Here is a 19,854-nt window from a genome sequence, read left to right on the forward strand (position 1 = left end):
ACATTCACTGCCATGGTGATTTCTCCAATTGATTTTCCGGTATAGCGGTTTCCGACGTCTCGGAAAACCAAGTAGTTCTCTCAAAGTTACTTTTAATAACGGCGCGAAAATCAGAAGCTTTAGAAAAACTTTCAAAAAACCACAAAAAAAATATTAATCTAATATTTATCAACAACTTAATTTTCATCATTTTCTAATACAGCGATAGATTTCAATTGGAAAAAGATCTTAATCTGTTCAGAAAGCGTACGAACCGCCGTCTAAATGGCTCAAGGTCGAGAAATGATCAATCACCAAAGATCTCTGACTTACGCAAATCTTGTGTAATAGATGACATTATTTGTCGTGAAGAAGAACCATCAAATAGAGATTTGGAAAAGGTAGTGCGAGAAAGTTCACAGGAAAATAAATAGCAAAAACAAGAAATACAGAAAGGAAAAAGCCCCTTTTCCTTTGAGAGAACCGGGGCTAGTTGGCGCGTCAGAGCCTGTGTGGAGATCATCGAGAAATGAACACATTTCCGACTTGCCGTTGCATTCTTACTGCAAAAATGGATAGCAGGTGAGAGATGAGAGAGCTAAACATTCAATAGTAAGTATGCTTGCCAGTTTCCCTTGCTGCATGGCTCACGTCTGAACACGAGCAGCAAGTTCAACCAATAACTATTGCAATAATGACATTGCAGAGTTAGGCAACTGTTTTGCTTGAGCAAGTATTGAAGTACCTGCTTGTTGCAGAATTTGTGATTTGGTCATTTGCGTCGTCTCTTTCGCAAAGTCCGTATCTTTGATTCGGCTGTTTGAAGCGTCTACGTTCTCTTGTACGTTTGCCAAGTTATTAATACTGTGGCTTAGACGGTTCTGTTTTGCACCCAAATCAGCACGCTGTGAATCCACGTACTTCATTGCAGAATCAATCACGCTGATCGCGTTCTGTGAACCCGCAACGCTGGTTAAGCTAACATCTTGAACCGAGGTTGCGCGGCCTTCACTCTTAATACCTAGCTCAGACGCTAGACCACCAGAGATAGACATTGGGCCGTCAAGGTCAGGTTCAGCAACGAACAGTTGAATGCGACCATCATCAGTAACCGATGCGTTCACAAGATCAGACTGACCATTAATGTAAGTCGCAAGCTCTTCGATATCATCGCCCGCTTTGGTATTGATATCTAAAACGATGTCTTCACCCGCTTTGGTTTTGAATTCGAACTTAAGATCGCTCGCTGTTGGCGGCACTTCCCAGTTCTTATCTTTCGCGTTTTCTGAATCGAACGTAGTACCACCCATACGGTAGTCATCTGCACGGATACTTGTCAGAGCCATGATCATTGCTTCACCAGAGTTAGAACCGATCTGGAATGAAGCTTCACCGAATGAACCGTTCAGTAGACGACGACCACCAAACGATGTGGTTTCCGCAATACGGTTAAGCTCATCTTGAAGTGCCATTGACTCTTCGTTCAGTGCAGTACGCTCTGCCGGCGAGTTAGTGCCGTTTGATGATTGAATAGCTAGATCACGCATACGTTGTAGTACGTTAGTCGATTCGTTCATCGCGCCTTCTGCTGTTTGAGCAATCGAAATACCGTCGTTGGCATTACGCATTGCCACATCAAGACCACGAGACTGAGCGGTTAGACGGTTCGAGATTTGCAGACCTGCCGCATCATCTTTCGCGCTGTTGATCTTGTGACCAGATGACAAACGCTCCATAGAAGTCGCTAAGTCATTAGATGCTTTATTCAGGTAACGCTGTGCTGTCATAGCAGATACGTTAGTGCTTACATTGATAGCCATTTTGCTCTCCTTATGAGTTCGCAAAGTTTCTGCGAAGCGGCCAGCTTTACTCTCATATGGATAAGCACTGACCGTGTATTACTCGATAAACCCTATACAAGGTTTAAGATCTGTATTAATCATTTATAACCAACACAGATACAAGTTGTATGCCAAGTTTAATATCATATAAATAATTTTTTAATTATCTAAAAATCAGAAGCTTACAAACAACACTGCGCAATTATGATTTTCTACTATTAGAAGATGAAAAACATTCACCTTCCTTATTGCCGTTTTTTGCCGCTATTCTAGAAACATCATGCTTCGTACAAAAAAGCGGCAAACTGTGGCGTAATTCGCACGTATGGCATAGCACATACGGCAAGGAATCAACGCCATGGTGATCGACAAGCCACCATTAAATACCGATTGATCATTAAATATAGTTAAACAAGGTCAGGTCTTTGGTTTTGCCAAACGCTTGTTGAGAAGCTTGTAGTGCTCGAGAGTTTTCATTGAACTCAATGATCGCTTTCGAGTAATCCAAGTCTTCAAAGTTGCTTTTTGCTTTTGCTAAAGACAACTTGAAATCTTCATGTTGTTGCTCTTGAATATCCAAAGTACTCAAGCGTGCACCAACATCGGTTCTTGCCTTGGTCAAATGGATAAACGCAGCGTGGAACTCTTCAGTTACTTGGTGCAGTTTCGCTGTTGCTGATGCATCCGATACCGGGTTTTCAGCCTGCTCAGCAGCCTCTTTGAACGTATCAAAGATAGAGAAAGTCTCTCGTGGTTCTAAGGTGATCGAATCACCTTTAGTGATTTGGCCTTTGATTTGAATATTCAGCCCTTCATAAACAATGCCTGTCGAAGGATCAAAATCTTCTGCCGCAACCACTGCGCCGTCTTTTTCAAGCTGATAAGCGAAATTGCCCGTCTGCATGTCGACAAACGTCACTTTATAAGTAGACCCATCTTCATCGCTGTTGGTCGCACGCCCGAGCAATAACTCAGACGCAGGTTCAAGCTCGTACTGAGGTTCGTAGTCACCGAACGGGTTGTCTATTTCCATAAACATCTTGCTGCCCGGATCATTCATTGCCATTTCAAAGCTGCTTGCCACACGCATCTTGCGTTGGTAGTCATCACCTTGATATGTCACATTCCCTTCGTTATCTCGAAAGAAAGGCTGATTTTTCGGCTTAGTGCCTGCAAACGTGTAGTTACCCGACTCATCTTGAGAGTTGGCTAAATGCAGGAAGTTATTCGCCAGTTCTTGAATTTCACGCTTCTTAGCTAAACGGTCTTCCGGAGAAAGCGCACCGTTGATCATTTCCATCACGGTTCGTTTTGCTTCATCAGCAAAGCCTTCAGTGTTAGAAACCAATACTTCATGATGCTCAAGACGGTTTCTGACTAGAGTAATCGCATCGACATACTGTTTAAGCTGTTCTGACTGCTGACCAATGTTCTGTAAATAGTGCGTCGCTAATGGGTCATCACTTGGCGACTGTAACTTCTTACCCGAAGCAAGTTGTGCTTGGTTGTGATGCACCTTGTTCTCTTGACGGCGCAAGTCGTTTTGTACTGACTGATAATTATGGAAGCTAGAGATACGATTCAACATTTATACCTTCCTATCTCAGAGCCAAAATAGTGTTAAACGTATCGTTGGCTGCTTGCATGATACGTGAAGAAGCCATATATGCTTGCTGAAATTTCATCATGTTTGCCGCTTCTTCATCGAGGTTTACTCCCGAGATAGAAGCAATACGTTCTTGAGCCGACTGTTTTTCTAATGTCGCAATATCACTCAGGCGATTTGCCGTTGAAGACTTCAAGCCCGTATTAGTATTCAAGTTGTGGTAAAGGTCTAAAATCGTAGACTCACCATCATTCAACAGCTTTCCTGTTTGAAGATCTTGTAGCTTACGCAGGTTACCGTTGTCACCTTCTGATGGGACAAGGTTTGCCGTAAACTTATCATTTGCCACCGCACCGGGTGTGAGCTCAAACGTTGTACCGTTGATGGTCACTGGCCCTTGTGGCGGATACGGTTGAGGCTGCATTAAAATGTTACCCTTCGGATCCGTCACAGCAAACTGCTCACCTTTTGGTGAGACAATCACTTCAAACTCACGCAGTTGACCTGCTTCTAGGATTTTAAATCCCGCTGTACCCTTGGCAAACGTGGTCGATGCCTCATAACTTTGCGCAGCAATGTCTTTCGGGTCTTTGGTTTCCATATGAATCTGCGCAGCAAAATTACGCGTTGGACGCAGTAACAGTTTCTCTCCTAGTTCAGGAGGGTTACGTACTTCCACTCGCATGCCATCAAGATAAAAAGCACTACCGCTAGAGTCGGTCGCCATCTTAACGGTCTCACCGTTCGGCTTAGTCACGACATAATCACTGCCATCGTATTTCAGTCCATACTCACCGCCTTTTAAGGCAGAAGTATCATCAATGTATACCGCAACATCGGCTTTCGATTGCCCGCTAGCCGTGACACGAGATTTTGCCACCAGCTCTGAGTTCACGTCGGTAAACAAGTCCTTACCTACGTTGCCGTTAAGATCCAAACCTTGTTCTTGAAGACTATTGACCTCATATGAAAACGCGGTCGCCAAACGACCAAGCTCATCCATGATTGCTGGGATATGTTCGTCACGCATGTCTAGCATGGCGCCGATTTTTCCGTCGATATCACTGCTGGTGATCGGTTTTAAAGACTTACCTTCAACAATCGCTAGGCGGCGCTGATGTGCATCGGGTAAGCCATCAACCATCTTCAGCTGACTCGCTTCACTACCAGAGACCAAGGTATGGCCATTACCAATATGGACATTAAACCCTTCGGCATTTGAGCGTGGTGTCACCGTAACTTTGGTGTAACCAGAAAGCTCATTAATCAACTTTTCATGCTGATCTCGTAGGTCATTATGAGGCCCAGGAGTTCGCATCATTAAACGCTGAACATCACGGATCTCGTACGCAAGTTGGTTAACTCGCTCGATACCCATATCTAATTTTTTATTCGTAGAATCAGACTGTTGACGAACTGTTTCATGAAATTCATTCAAGGTTTTAGTTACAAGCCCTGCTTTCTCTAACACGACCTTACGCGCACCCACATCATTTGGGGTATCGGCGAGAGTCTTAACGGAATCAAACCATTCGTTGAGGTTTTCTGGAATCTTCTTTGAAGCGACCGACGACAACATGCTCGACAGCATATCGAGGTTGGCTTCGGTATCGCCTTTGTTGGCGGCATTGGTTGTCGATAAGTTAAGTTCTTTGACGGCAAACTGATCCCAAGAGCGGCGAACATTTTCCACATGTACACCCATACCGTAGGATTGCCCACCGTACTGGCGCGGGTCATTCACACCTTGAATCACAGACTGGCGGCTATAGCCCTCTGTGTTAGCGTTAGAAATGTTATGACCTGTGGTGTTGAGCTGTCTCTGAGCCGTAAGAACACTTTGTGCCCCTACATTCAGAAGATCCGACGCCATAATGCCCCCAAAAAACTTAACAAAACCAGAATGAACTGATTAACTACAACCGTATATTACCAAGATAAATGCAATATGTGTGCCAACACAAACAATAGGAAATTAAAAGACGATAATTTATTGAAGTGTAAGGAGATAACTATGGATTACGCGTAAGAACTGAAGGGGCGGAGAAGAAAAGAGCCTGCCAGTAGCAAGCTCTCTATGTTGATTTATGACGCTAGTTCATCTCATCAATCTTGGCTTTAACTCGTAAAACCTTGTCTGCATAGTTAGGGTCAGTTGCGTAACCAGCCTGATGAATACCTTTGATGAAATTCTCTGAATTGCCTTGATGCTGTAGCGCCGTTTCGTATCTTGGATTTTCGTTCAAGAACTTCACGTAATCATTAAAGCTATCTTCGAAATTAGAGTAAGAACGGAAGGAAGCTGACTCTTTAACGGCGGTTTTTCCATGGAACTCAAGAGTTTGAGTCGCGACCTTATCGCCCTTCCAACTTCTATCTGCTTTGATGTTAAATAAGTTATTGCTGTTGCCCAAAGAGTTCTTAACCATTTTAGAACCCCAACCCGTTTCAAGGGCAGCTTGTGCCAATAGAAGAGACGAGTCCACACCAAGCGCACTTGCCGCTTTTTCCGCGTAAGGCTTCATTGAGGTCACAAACGATTCTGGAGAATCAAAGGATACTGGCTGTTTTGCTGCTTGCGCAGGTTGAACGTCTGACGCTCGCTCTTCCGAACGGCCTGAATATTGCGGTCTTTGCAATGAAGCATCAAAGCCTTCACTGCGAACCTTCTCTTCAGACGTATCGCTTGCTTGGCCAGCGCTTAGTTGAGCCACGATCATGTCCGCAAGGCCTAATGAACCTGAAGCGCTTAACTCACTCGCCATTTGGTCATCTTGCATCTGACGATAGAACTGCTCGTTCTGGCTGTTCAACATATCCGACTTAAAGCTCGAGTTAGCATCGCGCATTGACCTAAACAACATCGAGGTGAAAATCGATTCAAACTGTTTTGCCGCCGCGGTTAATGCTTCTTTCTCGCTACCTTCTTCACCGTTTACCGCTTGTTGACGAAGGCGGTCTAGGCTACCGATATCGTGAATAAAGCCGATGTCATTGTTATTTTTAATCATGCTTTACCCCTTCTTAGATAATGATCAATTGGCCTTCAATCGCACCCGCTTGTTTCAGTGCTTGAAGGATTGCCATTAAATCAGAAGGTGCAGCGCCCACTTCATTGACTGCGCGTACCAAATCGTCCAGCGTTAGGCCAGGTTCAAATTTGAACATCTTACCATCGCCTTCCGTGATTTCGATATCAGAATCAGGGACCACTACCGTTTGGCCACCAGAGAATGCATTCGGTTGGCTTACGTTTAGATTTTCTTTAATTGCAACCGTCATACCACCGTGGGTGACCGCCGCCGCTTTTAGGCGAACGTGCTTACCAACCACAATCGTACCTGTACGAGAGTTGACGATGATTTTTGCAGAGCCTTCAGCAGGGTCGAACTCGATGTTTTCGATAGCCGACAAGAATGCTACACGCTGGCTGATTTCACGCGGTGCACGAACTTTTACTGAAGTTGCGTCTACCGCTGAAGCCATTTGTGGGCCTAGGAAATTATTAACCGCATCAGCCATACGCTGAGCCGTTGTGAAATCTGATTGGATTAGGTTGAAGGTGATGTAGTCACCACGACCGAATGGCGTTGGGATCTCTTGTTCAACCGTCGCACCGCTAGAGATGATACCAACGTTAGGGTTGTTACCGACAATCTTAGAACCGTCGTTACCTTGTGCACTAAAGCCACTTACCACCAAGTTACCCTGCGCGACCGCATACACTTGACCGTCTAGACCTTTCAAGAAGGTCTGTAGCAAGGTACCACCACGAAGGCTTTTTGCTGAACCGATAGAAGAAACGGTTACGTCAACTTCTTGCCCTTGCTTAGAGAATGCTGGCAGTTCAGCAGTCACAATAACAGCCGCGACGTTTTTGGTTTTTGGCTTAGTGCCGGGCGGCAATTGGATGCCAAAATTTTGCAGCATTGCGTTAAATGTTTGATCGGTAAAGGGAGTTGTCTCACCAGTACCCGGCAAGCCCGTGACCAAACCATAACCGACAAGTTGGTTACTACGAACACCCGCCACTTTTGCCACGTCTTTGATTCGCGCAGCATGGGCACTGGTGGCAAGAAATAGCATGCCGAATAGTACGAGTGTCAGTTTTTTCATTGAGTAACCTGTCTGTATTGCTTTAATTTATAATAGCTTAGCTAAATGTGGCTGAGTGATAGAGGCTGTCAGTATGTCGTCGTCCTATCAAGCTCTACAGAGATACATTAAAGAATCGTGCCAAGAATCCAGGCTCTTGCATATCTTTCTGTACGCCAGTCCCTGAGTACTGAATTCGTGCGTTAGAAACACGGTTTGAAGCAATGGTATTTTCGAAGTCAATATCGTCTGGACGGATGGTACCGCTTAGGCGGATGTACTCATCGCCGGTGTTCAGTGTCATCCACTTCTCACCACGAACCACTAGGTTGCCATTAGCTAATACTTCGATGACTTCAACGGTAATGTAGCCGCTGATGCTGTTACTTTGGTTGGCTGACGCATCACCAGCAAAAGTATTGGTGTTACTCAGATCATAAGAGAAGTTGTACTTGTCGATCGTCAGATCTTGACCACCAACAGCCAGCGGCTCCATTGATGCATCATTCGACTTAGACATGTCTGCGTTGGCTTTTTTGGTCGCTCGAGTATTCTCATCTAACGCTACAGTAATTATGTCACCAATACCACGCGGTTTTGAGTCGTCATACATGCTGCCAATGTGGTTCACATTAAACAGTGAGCCCGTTGCCGCTGCGTAATGCTCTGGTTTCTGCTTGGGGTTGATTGGCGCCCATGCAGGGTCACCAGCAATTGGATCGGTTCGCCCACGAAGCGTGTCAATAATGCCAGAGCTCTCTTGCGCCGACTTATCACCTTCCACAGCATCAACCACTGTGGTTGCATTTTCTTCTGCCGGAGTCTCGATCGGGTCCAGAACAGCACATCCCGACATAGACATAAACAAAGCTAAACAAAAAATACGTTTCATGGCGATATACTCTCAGCAGGCAGTGGTAAATGGGTCAATTAGCAAAAACAGATAGATTAATTAAAAAAGTAAACGGCGAATAAACCAATTACAGCTGTTGGTTAACAAAGCTCATCATCTTGTCTACTGACGAGATAACTTTCGAATTCATTTCGTATACACGCTGAGCTTCAATCATGTTTACCAGCTCTTCGGTTACGTTTACGTTCGATGTTTCTAGCATCGATTGGCGGATGTTACCCAGGCCATCAAAGCCCGGTACACCCTCTTGTGGGTCGCCACTCGCGCCAGTTGGCAAGTAAAGGTTTTGACCTACTGGCTCTAGACCACCTGGGTTTACAAAGTCAGTAATGGTAATTTGACCAACCACGACGTTGTTTTGCTCGCCACGTAGACGAACCGATACTTCACCGTCGTTACCAACCGTTACCGAGATCGCGTCTTCAGGAATCACAATTTCTGGTTGTAGAGGATAACCTTGGCCCGACGTTACGATCGCGCCTTCACCGTTCAGTGTGAACTGACCATTGCGGCTGTAACCTGTTTCACCGTCTGGCATTTCAACTTGGAAGAAACCGTCGCCTTCAATCATCATGTCTAGGCTGTTAGATGTCGTTTGTGCGTTACCGTGAGTGTGCACTTTTTGAGTCGCGACGACCTTAGAACCGGCACCCAGCATCAAACCACTTGGCAGCTCAGTATTCTGAGACGATTGACCACCCGGTTGATTAATATTCTGGTAGAACAGATCTTCAAATACCGCGCGGCTCTTTTTAAAACCAATGGTCGAGGCGTTGGCAAGGTTGTTCGAAATCGTTGAGATATTGGTTTGTTGGGCGTCTAAACCCGTTTTACTTACCCATAATGCTGGATGCATAGCAATGTCCTTTAAATTCTATTAGCTCATACGAAGCAGTGAATCAGACGACTTGTCCATTTCCTCTGCTGTGCTCATCATTTTGACCTGCATTTCAAACTGACGTTGTAAGTCAATTAGGCTGGTCATTTCACCTACGGCATTTACGTTACTGCCTTCGATAGCACCTTTTAGCAACGTTACCGCTGCATCTGCTTCGTATGCCTGATCTGGGTTTTTCGAACGGAATAGACCATTCGTGTCTTTAAACAAACTTTGGTTGTCTGGACGTACAAGCTTAATACGATCAACCACGGCCAATTCTTCAGCTGGAGCGCCTTGAGGAATCACCGAAATCGTACCGTCTGTACCAATTTCTACTTTGCTGATTGGGATTGGCAGCGTGATTGGTGCATCGTTTTCACCAAGCACTAAGTGACCGCTTGCGTTGGTTAGTAAACCGTTTTGGTCAACCCTTAGGTTACCGTTACGTGTTAAACCTTCACGGCCAGTATTGTCCATCACTGAAATCCAACCATCACCTTGAATGGTAACGTCTAGATCTCGGCCAGTAGTAACCACACTACCCTGAGCGAAATTATGACCCGGACGCTCTGTCATGCTGAAAACACGAGTAGGCATGCCTTCGCCATACGCTTGCATTGAACGTGCCTGTGCTAAATCAGCACGGAAACCCGTTGTACTTACGTTGGCAAGGTTGTTTGCACGTAGCTGCAAAGCTTGCATATTTTGCTTAGCGCCACTCATGGCAAGAAACAGTGCGCGATCCATAATTTTGCTCCAAAAATCATCTTCTGGGGCTAATAAAGCAAACACTGTGCCAATATTTTTAACTGTTATTTATCAATAATTTAAATAGAAAACGAACGAAGATGGGTGATCATCAAAGGATCATTGAGGAAGAATTGTTGCCAGTGGCATTACCGGGCGGCAATAGGGGCGGCAAATAAAAAGACAAACAACAATACCCAATTCAATAACATTGAATTGGGTATTCGCAGATGATTCAAACGCTCGAAACGATTAACGAATCTGAAGAATATTCTGTTGTAGCTGGTTGTGTACTTCTAGAGAACGCGAGTTCGCCTGGAAGTTACGTTGAGCAGAAATCAAATCAACCAGTTCTTGAGTCATATCGATGTTCGACTGCTCTAGCGAGCCGTTGTTGATGCTACCAAATGAACCTTTGTTCGATTCACCCCAGATCTTGTCACCAGAGTCGTTGGTAGAATCCCATTGAGTACCGCCTTTCTTATCCAGACCTTGCTCATTTGGTACACGAACCAAGCCTACACGGCCAAGCATCACGTTTTCACCATTTGAATAAGTACCTAGAACACTGCCGTACTCATCGAAATCGATTTTTGTTAAGAAACCTGTTGTCGCGCCATCTTCATCAAACTTAGTCAATTCAAACGGAGCGGCAAACTGAGTTGAAGAATCTAAACCAAACTTAAGCACTTGAGTTGGATCAGCACCGTTCAAGTCAATAGGGTTCGCACCAGCACCCAGTGGTTCCGAGTTAATCGGCTGACCATTGTTTAGGCTTGCTAACGTACCGTCATTGTTGAACTTCATTGTGTGACCAACATGACCTTGTGCATTCGTCGCATCACCACCAGTAATGTTGACCGGCTTTTCACCGTTCTCATCTGACATGGTGTAGTACGTTTGCCAAGTGTTTGGTTGAGTCTGATCTTTGAGGTAGTAAGTCGTTAACTTGTAAGACTGACCCATAGAATCGTATACCGTCGAAGACGTTGCACGGTTATAAGTATCAGCATCTTTGAAGTTAAATGCAGCCGGGTCTTTAAGATCACCGTTTGCAGGAAGGTTAACCCCTACTTCAATGTTTTCTGTCTGTTTTGGTTTACCAAACTCAGCAGGAATGTCGAGAGGCTTTGGCGCATAAGAAAGAACTTCCCCCGAGTTTGGATCAACATCGTAACCTAAAAGAAACTCATCATTAGCGGTAACCATGTAGTTGTCTTTGTTTAGGTGAAATGCACCATTACGCGTTAATTCGTTAATCTCTGGCACCATGCGGTCTTTCGATACTGCAAAGAAACCTGTACCACTTACACGTAAGTCCATTGGGTTGTTCGTATAAATACTTGAACCTTCGTGGAACTGTTGCGCCACTTGGCTAGCTTGCGCACCGCCACCTGCCGTCGTTTTTGCGTTAGTGAACAACGAGCTTGAATAAACATCACCGAACTCGGCACGAGACTCTTTAAAGCCAAATGTGTTTGCGTTCGCAATGTTGTTACTGGTTGTATTAAGGTCTAATTGTGCAGCGGATAGGCCGCTTAAAGCTACATATGACATTCCATTATTCTCCTAATCTATCTAGCTAGCATAGTCACTCAATAAAGAGCTACGCTTTACCAACTTCTAGTACTTCAGCAAGTCGTACTGGCGATGTGAAACCAGCCAGATTGAGTAGTACGTTGCCATCGCCCTTACCAAGAAGCACACTGTTCACGTTCGCATAACTGGAAACTTGGAACTCTGTGTTCTCGCCATCCAGCAAACCCGACGCTTTCACGTTGTATTTACCGGCCGGCAATGGGTTACCGTCTTCGTCTTTTCCGTCCCATTCAACACGTGTATCACCAGATGGTTTAGAGCCGATATCAAATGTGCGAACCAATTGGCCAACTTCGTTCTCAACACGGACCATTACATTGTCCATTGCCTGAGGAAGCTTAACCATTGCCGCCATACCGCCATCACCGGGTTTTACACCTGCCGCACCAGGAACCAATACATCACGCCCAACTAAAGAGGAGGCCTGAAGAGCTTGGTTAGAGGTCATTGATGAATTCAAGCTTTCAAACTGTGTATTCATTTTGCCAATGCCATCTACGGTCGCAAATGAAGCCATTTGCGCAATCATCTGGTCATTGCTAACCGGCTTGAAAGGGTCTTGTTGTGCTAGTTGCTTAGTCAACAAAGATAAGAAGTCTTCTTGTTTAAGATCCTGCTTACCTGTTGTTTCGTCGGGCTTTTTAGCGCCATCTTGAAGACTCTTCAGCTGGTCAACATAGGACAAGCCGCTTTGACCAACATTGTTGTTGATTCCAGCCATGTGCTACCTCCTTATCCTTATTGACCCATCTGCAGCGTACGCAGCAGCATTTGTTTACTCGAGTCAGCAACCTGTACGTTTGTTTGGTACGCACGTGATGCCGAAATCATGTTTGCCATTTCTTCCATAACGTTGACATTAGGCTTGTAGATATAGCCTTCGTTGTTCGCTAATGGGTGATCCGGGTTGTGCTCCGCGCTTAGCGGCTTATCGCTTTCCACAATACCTAATACTTTCACAGGCACAGTGTGACCACTGTTGCGTGCTTTATTTAACTCAGCGCCGAACACTGCGTGACGAGCCTTGTAAGTTTCTTCAGCAGAACTACTTACACTGTCCGCGTTCGCAAGGTTGCTCGAGGTCGTATTTAGACGAACAGATTCAGCACTCATCGCAGAACCAGTCACATTGAATACATTGAATAAACTCATCTAATTATTCCCCTTTAATCGCTTTAGTTAAATTCTTGAACTTACTTCCTAAGAAGTCGAGAGAGGCTTGATGCCTAATTTGGTTTTGCATGAAAAGGTTTCTTTCCAAATCCAAATCAACCGTGTTGCCATCTCCTGTATCAGGTTGGGTAGGAATGCGATACTTCGTTTCCCCGTTCACCGTTGTTGAGGCAGAAATGTGCCGACCATCTGTACGGCTAAGACCAATGCTTGCCCCAGAACTTGCCGCTTGCAGTGATTTCTTAAAGTCTAATCCCTTTGCTTTATACCCAGGCGTGTTTGCTTGCGCGATATTGGTGGAAAGCACCTCAGCGTTACGCTCACGTACACCAACTGTGTGCTGGTGAATGCCCAAAGCATTGTCAAAAGAAATAGCCATGTAAACCTCAACTCAAGAACTGACTGTTATGAAATAACCAAAGCAATATATATACCAACTTTTGAAACAAGGCGGTCTATCAATGCTTTTACAGGTTACTCGTGGGTAAACTTGCAATAAACAAGCCAAAAAATAGAGTAAATTGGAATGTCACTCTGACTTAAAGATATAGCTTAAGCAGGAAAAAGAAAACCCAGCACTTGGCTGGGTTTTAAATTTAGACGGTAACCTTACACCTAATATCGGTGCCGCTCGTTACTTTAATTTGTAGATGATGCCTGGATTACAGCGAACCATTTCAAAACGATCGGTTAAGCCTGTTAACGATTCAGACGCGCCCAATAGTAAGTACCCACCAGGGTTCAGGCTATTTGCCATCTGGTTAAGTACCTTTGACTTCATATCAGGCGAGAAGTAAATCAGCACGTTACGACAGAAAATAATGTCGAACTTGCCTAACAATGCATAGCTGTCCATCAGGTTCTGAGGGCGGAAGTTCACCATGCGCTTGACGTTATCTTTCACTTTCATACGGCCATCGCCCGCATCTTCAAAGAAAGTACGACGGCGCTCTGGAGAAAGTCCACGTCCCAATGCAAGGTTGTCGTAAGCGCCAGTGCGGCACATATCCAACATACTTGCTGAGATGTCAGTTGCGGTAATCGATACATTTGGCAGCATACCTGGCTTACGAGCTTGAGTTTCAAGAATCGTCATTGCCATTGAGTATGCTTCTTGGCCTGAAGAGCTTGCCGCAGACCAAATCTTAATAGGACGTTTATTTGCCGCTATTTCCGGTAGAAGCTTATCCGCAAGCACAGCAAACGGGTAAGTATCACGGAACCAAAGTGTCTCGTTCGTCGTCATGGCATCGACAGCAGCCACACGCAGCTCACGGTTTCGACCTGTTACTACATCTCTCAACAAATCAGACAAAGAAGCTAACTTAAACTTCGTTACTAATGGGCTTAGACGACTGCGCACTAAATACTGCTTGCTGTCACCTAATACAATGCCACATTGAGATTCTAAGAAACGGCTGAAATCGCGATACTCTTGATCACTTATTGTTATAGCAGTCATTAATGTCTCTTTTAGTTAGTTAACGCAGCTTTTACAGCTGCACCAAGCTCATCTGGGTTGAATTTAGCGATGAAGGAGTTAGCTCCAACACGCTCAACCATGGCTTGGTTAAATACACCACTCAACGATGAGTGTAAAATTACGTATAAATCTTTAAGTTCGGCGTGACGACGAATCTCAGCAGTCAGCGTGTATCCATCCATTTCTGGCATTTCGATATCAGAAATCACCAATGAAATCTGATCGTAAATACTGCCTTCTGATGACATCTGTATCAGCTTCTCGTAGGCTTCTTTACCATCCTTCACCGAGATAACTTCAAAACCAATCGACTCAATAGCACGTTGAACCTGCTTACGAGCAACGGTCGAGTCATCAGCAATCAAGATGCGGCGAACCAGTTCTTTCTCTTGTTCTACTTTCGCAATATCTTCAGCAATCTTGCTGTCCATTGTTTCATCAACAGGAGAAATTTCTGCAAGGATCTTCTCAACATCAAGAATTTCTACCAATTCATTATCAATGTTGGTTACCGCTGTCAGGTAGTTAGCTCTACCTGCGCCATCTGGCGGCGGAAGAATCGATTCCCAGTGCATGTTAATAATGCGCTCAACTGAACTTACCAAGAAACCTTGAATGGTTCGGTTAAACTCAGAGATAACCACAAAACACTTTTCAATATCCGTTGTAGGACGGCCACCAATCGCTAAGCTCAAGTCGATCACAGAGATCGTTTGGCCACGAATGTGTGCTACACCTTTAACCAGTGGGTTCAAGTTTGGCATCTTTGTCAGCTTAGGGCATTGCAGCACTTCTTTTACTTTAAAGACATTAATGCCGTAACGCTGACGCCCCATTAGGCGAAAGGTTAGTAATTCTAATCGGTTTTGACCGACGAGTTGCGTACGCTGATTCACCGAATCAAGAATACCCGTCATGAGCTCATCTCCATATCAAACTTTTTTGTATAAAAAGTGTTAGTCTACTGCAGGCTACGAACCACCAGAGAAACGGAATGACGTATTATAAAACAAATTTGCCACCTCTTTCCATAGCAATGTGTAGAGCTACTTTTAAAACTGTCGCTAAGTTTATCGGCATTTTATCAATATTGTTTAGTTTTTTTGTACAAGCTGCGACCCCAGAACAAATTGAGATGATTCAGTCTGCAGCGGAGCAACATATCCTTGATACAGTTGAGCAGCCACAAGGTGGCGAACTCTTTGTTAATTCAGCAAATGTTGACTCAAGAATCAAAGCGACAGACTGCCCAGTGCCTTTAGAGACCAGCGCTTCAACAACCACCAATACCCGCAGCAGTATTACGGTTTTAGTGCAATGTGTTCCTGATGAGTGGCGAGTTTATGTACCGGTGCGCCTTTCGATGTCGGTGCCTCTTGTCACCACCACTCGCTCACTCGCGAGAGGCGAAATCGTCGGTCAATACGATGTCACCACCGCTATGATTTCTCTTAACAAGTTTCGTCGCCAAGGTTTCACAGCTCCACATCAGGTCATCGGCGCTAAGGTAAAAAAGAACCTAAGACCGGGCGATGTTGTAGAAAGAGGTGATATCTGTGTCGTGTGCCGAAACGAGAAGGTTATCATACAGGCAGTAAAAGGTGGCATGACCATTACCACCAAAGGAACTGCGCTTACCGATGGCTCTATGGGTGATCAAGTAAGAGTGAAAAATGATAAATCACAGCGTATAATTGAAGGGATTGTTACCAGCATGTCTGAAGTCACGGTTTACTTTTAACTCTTTACTTCTAAATTGACGGTATCGTTAGCGATTTCACCCTCAACTCTAACGCCAAATATAACGGCTGCGGTGTTTTGTCCCTTTTCGACTATTGAGCTAAAAATTGCTAAAGTATTCGAACCCTTGGTCGATATTGACTGTACAGGTTCCCATTTTTGAAGAAAAAGGCTTAACTATGGCAGGCATTGATAATATTCGTTCAGGGCAAACCCTAACGACCACTAACCGATCAGCAGTACGCTCTGATTCTAGTTCTGAGGCATCACGTTCTGATGTATCAACTAAATCACCAGCAAGCAAAGATGCGGTTTCACTGAGCCAACAAGGCAAAGCGATTGGTCAGCTCCACCAAGATATGGCAGCACAGCCAAGCTTTGATTCTGTGAAAGTAGCAGCGATCAAAGAAGCAATTGCGAATGGTTCATACACTGTCGATCCAGAGAAACTGGCTGACAACATGATCAAGTTCGAAGATGAATTAAAAGGCCTTTAAGAAAACACTAACTTTTCATTGAAGTTATTGTCTTAAAGTACACGAGGTTATGAATAGGTTTACGTTATGGCGGCACTAGCAGATTTAGTTAATTTTCAACTTCAAAATGCCAAAGCCTTATCTGAATTACTAAGTTCAGAGAAAACCGCTATTACGAGCCGACAATCAAACGATATTGAGCGAATCGCCAAAAAAAAAGTAGTCCTTGTTGAACAATTAAGATCAACCGATCAGCGAATCGCGACCCATACCAATATCTCAGAACTGACCGAGAATCCTGAACTTGCTCAGTTAGTCACAAAGATCCAGTCGATAGTGCACGATTGCCAGCAAGCGAACCTTGTTAATGGCGAAGCCTTGAATCGAGCACACCTTAGCTTCAAAAAACTCAGCAATATGATGCAGCAAAGCCACGGTAAAATTGGCATGACCTACAATGCCGGTGGTCAAACGCATACTATTTCCACGCTGGGAACCAACGTAAAAGCCTAGTTAAGCTACCTCTTCAACAACACTCCTACTTAAGTCTGTATCTCAGGCTATTTCTGTCGTTGTTCTTTATCAAAATTTCTAATCAGCCTTTGAACACCCTGACAAAATCGATAAACAAAAAAGCGGCAAGTATTTTCATACTTGCCGCTTTTACATCCATATTAGTTATTGGTTGCCGATATGCCATCTGGAAAGCGAGTAGCAACCAATATCACTGAATATTCAATTCGAACACCGAAATTAGAACAGTGTTTGTTGTCTCTTCTCAGGTACTGCCTGAACTTCACCGTAGTTACGTAGCTGATCCATCTTGCGAATATCCAACTGAAGCTCTGTTACGTAGCTATCACCCACAGGGTAACTGCGCACCACTTCTGCGCCACGGATAACACCATCAACCGCACCTGACGTACGCTCTGTACCAAGCCGTTGATCTTCAAGTTCTGCTCGACCGCTTACTCGCATGCCGTAAACCTGTTCAGCAAGCTCACGATAAGCATCGATCTTAGAGGCTCTCATCGCGCGGATACGTCTCTCTTCGTCGTTACGACCTTTCTGCTCACTGATACTCGCATAGCCAACAGCCACTAAGAAATCATCAGGTCTCATGCTCTGCAATGGCTGACAGCCAACAAGCAATAAAGCGGCAACAACAAACATTAACTTCTTCATCTCGAACTCCTAAGGGCGAAGAATAACAGTATAAGGCTGACTGATCGTTGGATCGGAACGAATGATCACGCCATCTTGAGTTCGAATACTGTTGAGAGTATCTAGGTCACGGCCAATACGGTCTGCAGGTAAGAAGCCTTGTGCCGTCGCCACTACAATTCGAGTTTGCATGCCAACAACGCGAGCATTTACTAGTACACCGCCTTCTTGGCGAAGCATGGTGCCTGTCAGTACATACTGTACGTCTTGCTCTTGAGCTAAGTCTTTCCAATCGCGGCTCAACGCAAAGTCACCTTGGTGAGTCACTTGGATAGAGCCAGTAGTTTTAAAATCAACTACCTTGAAGCCACGACGCTGAAACTGATGAATGAAGCCTTCTGATACCGAGTTGCCTAGCCAGTTCGTTGTGTCCATGTGCTGCAGGTCCACAAACGAAGTAATTGCTATTGGCGTTCTCGCTGAAATACTTGTATTCGAAATGATCAAATCTTCAGTCATACTTTCCACAAAAAAATCCATGGTATGACGAGGGCTGTCCATCAACATAAACTGACTGCCTGAATATTCAGACTTGCCGTTATAGATCGGCGAATAAGCGCATGATGTCAGTAACATGACACTCATTACTACGAGCCATTTTTTCATTCTCTAATCTCCAGATAGTTTTAGTGCCACCTGTTCCAATATGTTCTCACCATTATTCTTTTCAATGGATTACAATGTTGGAACAGTCTTTGCTTTTCATTAATGGTTCAGATTAAGAAAAACGCACTTAAGTCAGCTTCAAGCTTATAGTTATTTGTTAAGCAATATTTATACCCAACTGGTAACGAATAGATGAAAAAAATAATTTCTTACTTATTTTCAATAAGTTCACTGATAACCATAAGCTTCAGTGCTCATGCCTCTTGGTATGAGGTTACCGGTACCGCAGCCATCGTATCGTCAGAGGAAACGGCAAGGGTCCATGCTCTGGAAGACGCGGTATATAAAGCGATCCAGTTCTCAGGTGCTGATATTGGTAGTATCTCCAACCTCACGCCGTACCTCGACGCAAACAAGAAAGAGTTTCAATTTACCAATCATGAAGTGCGCTACATCTTGGTAGAGAAAGAGAAAAAACGCAGTGGCAATATAATGATCACCGCAAGGATCGATATCTATCCTTCGGCAAATGCTTGCCATGAGAGCCAATACAAGAAGACATTTTTAGTCGGCAACATTGATGTGACCTCCCCTCAGCAAGCTGTAATGGGCAGAATCTATAACATTGGTGATGATTTTGGCCATGTCGTGGACCGACAGCTGGCGCAAGAGTCTCGCAGCTTTGTTTCCGTTGGCACGACCAATTACGATATCGACAAGCGTCGACCAGAGGTGATCAAGATGATCGCCCAAGACACTGGCGCGCAGTACATCATTGGTGGCGACATTACCGATTTAACCGCGACCATCGAATCCAAGCTTTTGAAAGACGACATCATCAATCGTCAGTTTGCGTTAGAGATGCAAGTCTTCGATGGTAAAACAGGACATCAGGTTTACAACCGTAGCTATCGTGAAGTGGCAAAGTGGCCATTTGCTAAGACCAGTGAAGTCGACACCCGCAGTGCCCGTTTCTGGGCATCAACCTACGGCAGCATGATGCTGCGTGTTAGCCGCAATATTATGTTGGACTTGGAATCTGAAGTGTCATGTAAGATCACGCTTCCAGAGGTTGCAGCGGTATTTGGTAACACTGTGACCATTGATTTAGGTCGAATGCATGGCGTACAACAAGGTGACAAGTTGCAACTGTGGCACACAGGTTCGTTTATCGACCAACGCGGTTTGCCACGCAACAAGGTTTCTCAAAGCGACATCACACTGACCGTTTCTCGCGTTTATGAAAACGAAGCAGAACTGACGATCGACCAACCAAGCCTTGCTGGAAGCATTCAAATTGGTGATGTGATGCAGAAAATCATGTAGTTAGCGACACGCCCGCCTCACAGTTTCTAATAAAGCCTTAGCACTTTTGTTAAGGCTTTATTTTTTTTCATGGGTATTAGTTTCGGTTTTGCAGTATTTGGCGTAATCTTATTAATAACATAATCATCACTTAGCAAACTATGAGTCAGAATAATCTAATTGGTGC

At 44.6% G+C, this 19,854-nt stretch carries 20 protein-coding genes; 4 read left to right on the forward strand and 16 right to left on the reverse strand.

What is annotated here, in order from left to right; all coding sequences use genetic code 11:
- Positions 1–662: 662 nt before the first annotated feature.
- From AB4512_RS09640 to AB4512_RS09705, 14 genes are all read right to left on the reverse strand, one after another.
- Positions 663–1,799 carry a flagellin gene (locus tag AB4512_RS09640; protein WP_017064128.1) on the reverse strand — a complete coding sequence of 379 codons (1,137 nt, stop codon included), beginning with the start codon at positions 1,797–1,799 and terminating at the stop codon, positions 663–665.
- Between the two features lie 418 nt (positions 1,800–2,217).
- Complete coding sequence (flgL, locus tag AB4512_RS09645; RefSeq protein WP_017064129.1) at positions 2,218–3,408, reverse strand: flagellar hook-associated protein FlgL; 1,191 nt, start codon at positions 3,406–3,408, stop codon at positions 2,218–2,220.
- A gap of 10 nt (positions 3,409–3,418) precedes the next feature.
- Positions 3,419–5,299: a flagellar hook-associated protein FlgK gene (gene flgK, locus AB4512_RS09650; RefSeq protein WP_017067655.1), complete on the reverse strand. Its 1,881-nt coding sequence runs from the start codon at positions 5,297–5,299 to the stop codon at positions 3,419–3,421.
- Positions 5,300–5,519: 220 nt separating this feature from the next.
- Positions 5,520–6,437, reverse strand: coding sequence for a flagellar assembly peptidoglycan hydrolase FlgJ (gene flgJ / locus AB4512_RS09655; RefSeq protein ID WP_136974753.1), 918 nt, complete (start codon positions 6,435–6,437; stop codon positions 5,520–5,522).
- A gap of 13 nt (positions 6,438–6,450) precedes the next feature.
- A complete protein-coding gene (locus AB4512_RS09660; RefSeq protein WP_017062257.1) occupies positions 6,451–7,542 on the reverse strand; it encodes a flagellar basal body P-ring protein FlgI in 1,092 nt (363 codons plus the stop codon).
- 94 nt (positions 7,543–7,636) lie between these two features.
- Entirely contained in the window at positions 7,637–8,413 is a 777-nt protein-coding gene (gene flgH / locus AB4512_RS09665; protein ID WP_017066181.1) for a flagellar basal body L-ring protein FlgH, read from the reverse strand.
- A gap of 88 nt (positions 8,414–8,501) precedes the next feature.
- Complete coding sequence (gene flgG, locus AB4512_RS09670; RefSeq protein WP_017062259.1) at positions 8,502–9,290, reverse strand: flagellar basal-body rod protein FlgG; 789 nt, start codon at positions 9,288–9,290, stop codon at positions 8,502–8,504.
- A 21-nt stretch (positions 9,291–9,311) separates the two neighbouring features.
- The gene (flgF, locus tag AB4512_RS09675; protein WP_017056855.1) at positions 9,312–10,061 is read right to left on the reverse strand and encodes a flagellar basal-body rod protein FlgF; all 750 of its coding nucleotides are present in this window, start codon (positions 10,059–10,061) and stop codon (positions 9,312–9,314) included.
- Between the two features lie 252 nt (positions 10,062–10,313).
- Complete coding sequence (flgE, locus tag AB4512_RS09680) at positions 10,314–11,618, reverse strand: flagellar hook protein FlgE (protein ID WP_017062260.1); 1,305 nt, start codon at positions 11,616–11,618, stop codon at positions 10,314–10,316.
- A gap of 49 nt (positions 11,619–11,667) precedes the next feature.
- Entirely contained in the window at positions 11,668–12,381 is a 714-nt protein-coding gene (flgD, locus tag AB4512_RS09685; RefSeq protein ID WP_010439286.1) for a flagellar hook assembly protein FlgD, read from the reverse strand.
- A 17-nt stretch (positions 12,382–12,398) separates the two neighbouring features.
- A complete protein-coding gene (flgC, locus tag AB4512_RS09690; protein ID WP_372174839.1) occupies positions 12,399–12,812 on the reverse strand; it encodes a flagellar basal body rod protein FlgC in 414 nt (137 codons plus the stop codon).
- 4 nt (positions 12,813–12,816) lie between these two features.
- On the reverse strand, positions 12,817–13,212 hold the full coding sequence (gene flgB / locus AB4512_RS09695) for a flagellar basal body rod protein FlgB (protein WP_004736175.1): 396 nt from the start codon (positions 13,210–13,212) through the stop codon (positions 12,817–12,819).
- A gap of 255 nt (positions 13,213–13,467) precedes the next feature.
- Positions 13,468–14,295: a protein-glutamate O-methyltransferase gene (locus AB4512_RS09700; RefSeq protein WP_004736174.1), complete on the reverse strand. Its 828-nt coding sequence runs from the start codon at positions 14,293–14,295 to the stop codon at positions 13,468–13,470.
- A gap of 11 nt (positions 14,296–14,306) precedes the next feature.
- Positions 14,307–15,233 (reverse strand): chemotaxis protein CheV, encoded by a 927-nt coding sequence (locus tag AB4512_RS09705; protein WP_017066180.1) that lies wholly within the window; start codon positions 15,231–15,233, stop codon positions 14,307–14,309.
- A 77-nt stretch (positions 15,234–15,310) separates the two neighbouring features.
- On the opposite strand from AB4512_RS09705, the gene flgA reads away from it, so the two are divergent.
- The 3 genes from flgA (at position 15,311) to AB4512_RS09720 (ending at position 17,045) form a co-directional block, all read left to right on the forward strand.
- Positions 15,311–16,057 (forward strand): flagellar basal body P-ring formation chaperone FlgA, encoded by a 747-nt coding sequence (gene flgA / locus AB4512_RS09710; RefSeq protein WP_017064135.1) that lies wholly within the window; start codon positions 15,311–15,313, stop codon positions 16,055–16,057.
- A gap of 178 nt (positions 16,058–16,235) precedes the next feature.
- Entirely contained in the window at positions 16,236–16,553 is a 318-nt protein-coding gene (flgM, locus tag AB4512_RS09715) for a flagellar biosynthesis anti-sigma factor FlgM (RefSeq protein ID WP_017062263.1), read from the forward strand.
- A gap of 66 nt (positions 16,554–16,619) precedes the next feature.
- Positions 16,620–17,045: a flagella synthesis protein FlgN gene (locus tag AB4512_RS09720; protein ID WP_372174841.1), complete on the forward strand. Its 426-nt coding sequence runs from the start codon at positions 16,620–16,622 to the stop codon at positions 17,043–17,045.
- A gap of 240 nt (positions 17,046–17,285) precedes the next feature.
- Here AB4512_RS09720 and flgP read toward each other — a convergent pair whose 3' ends face one another.
- On the reverse strand, positions 17,286–17,717 hold the full coding sequence (flgP, locus tag AB4512_RS09725; protein ID WP_016791311.1) for a flagellar assembly lipoprotein FlgP: 432 nt from the start codon (positions 17,715–17,717) through the stop codon (positions 17,286–17,288).
- Between the two features lie 9 nt (positions 17,718–17,726).
- Positions 17,727–18,362 carry a FlgO family outer membrane protein gene (locus AB4512_RS09730; RefSeq protein WP_017064137.1) on the reverse strand — a complete coding sequence of 212 codons (636 nt, stop codon included), beginning with the start codon at positions 18,360–18,362 and terminating at the stop codon, positions 17,727–17,729.
- Between the two features lie 192 nt (positions 18,363–18,554).
- On the opposite strand from AB4512_RS09730, the gene AB4512_RS09735 reads away from it, so the two are divergent.
- Positions 18,555–19,688 (forward strand): flagellar assembly protein FlgT, encoded by a 1,134-nt coding sequence (locus tag AB4512_RS09735; RefSeq protein WP_017064138.1) that lies wholly within the window; start codon positions 18,555–18,557, stop codon positions 19,686–19,688.
- The last annotated feature ends 166 nt before the right edge of the window (positions 19,689–19,854 follow it).

It is taken from the genome of Vibrio sp. 10N.222.52.B7, assembly GCF_041474275.1.
GTDB classification, from domain to species: Bacteria; Pseudomonadota; Gammaproteobacteria; order Enterobacterales; family Vibrionaceae; genus Vibrio; species Vibrio crassostreae_C.

Coding starts and splice junctions, on each gene's coding strand:
- AB4512_RS09640 (WP_017064128.1), bottom strand. CDS start 1,799: ATGGCTATCAATGTAAGCACTAACGTATCTGCTATGACAGCACAGCGT.
- flgL (WP_017064129.1), bottom strand. CDS start 3,408: ATGTTGAATCGTATCTCTAGCTTCCATAATTATCAGTCAGTACAAAAC.
- flgK (WP_017067655.1), bottom strand. CDS start 5,299: ATGGCGTCGGATCTTCTGAATGTAGGGGCACAAAGTGTTCTTACGGCT.
- flgJ (WP_136974753.1), bottom strand. CDS start 6,437: ATGATTAAAAATAACAATGACATCGGCTTTATTCACGATATCGGTAGC.
- AB4512_RS09660 (WP_017062257.1), bottom strand. CDS start 7,542: ATGAAAAAACTGACACTCGTACTATTCGGCATGCTATTTCTTGCCACC.
- flgH (WP_017066181.1), bottom strand. CDS start 8,413: ATGAAACGTATTTTTTGTTTAGCTTTGTTTATGTCTATGTCGGGATGT.
- flgG (WP_017062259.1), bottom strand. CDS start 9,290: ATGCATCCAGCATTATGGGTAAGTAAAACGGGTTTAGACGCCCAACAA.
- flgF (WP_017056855.1), bottom strand. CDS start 10,061: ATGGATCGCGCACTGTTTCTTGCCATGAGTGGCGCTAAGCAAAATATG.
- flgE (WP_017062260.1), bottom strand. CDS start 11,618: ATGTCATATGTAGCTTTAAGCGGCCTATCCGCTGCACAATTAGACCTT.
- flgD (WP_010439286.1), bottom strand. CDS start 12,381: ATGGCTGGAATCAACAACAATGTTGGTCAAAGCGGCTTGTCCTATGTT.
- flgC (WP_372174839.1), bottom strand. CDS start 12,812: ATGAGTTTATTCAATGTATTCAATGTGACTGGTTCTGCGATGAGTGCT.
- flgB (WP_004736175.1), bottom strand. CDS start 13,212: ATGGCTATTTCTTTTGACAATGCTTTGGGCATTCACCAGCACACAGTT.
- AB4512_RS09700 (WP_004736174.1), bottom strand. CDS start 14,295: ATGACTGCTATAACAATAAGTGATCAAGAGTATCGCGATTTCAGCCGT.
- AB4512_RS09705 (WP_017066180.1), bottom strand. CDS start 15,233: ATGACGGGTATTCTTGATTCGGTGAATCAGCGTACGCAACTCGTCGGT.
- flgA (WP_017064135.1), top strand. CDS start 15,311: ATGACGTATTATAAAACAAATTTGCCACCTCTTTCCATAGCAATGTGT.
- flgM (WP_017062263.1), top strand. CDS start 16,236: ATGGCAGGCATTGATAATATTCGTTCAGGGCAAACCCTAACGACCACT.
- AB4512_RS09720 (WP_372174841.1), top strand. CDS start 16,620: ATGGCGGCACTAGCAGATTTAGTTAATTTTCAACTTCAAAATGCCAAA.
- flgP (WP_016791311.1), bottom strand. CDS start 17,717: ATGAAGAAGTTAATGTTTGTTGTTGCCGCTTTATTGCTTGTTGGCTGT.
- AB4512_RS09730 (WP_017064137.1), bottom strand. CDS start 18,362: ATGAAAAAATGGCTCGTAGTAATGAGTGTCATGTTACTGACATCATGC.
- AB4512_RS09735 (WP_017064138.1), top strand. CDS start 18,555: ATGAAAAAAATAATTTCTTACTTATTTTCAATAAGTTCACTGATAACC.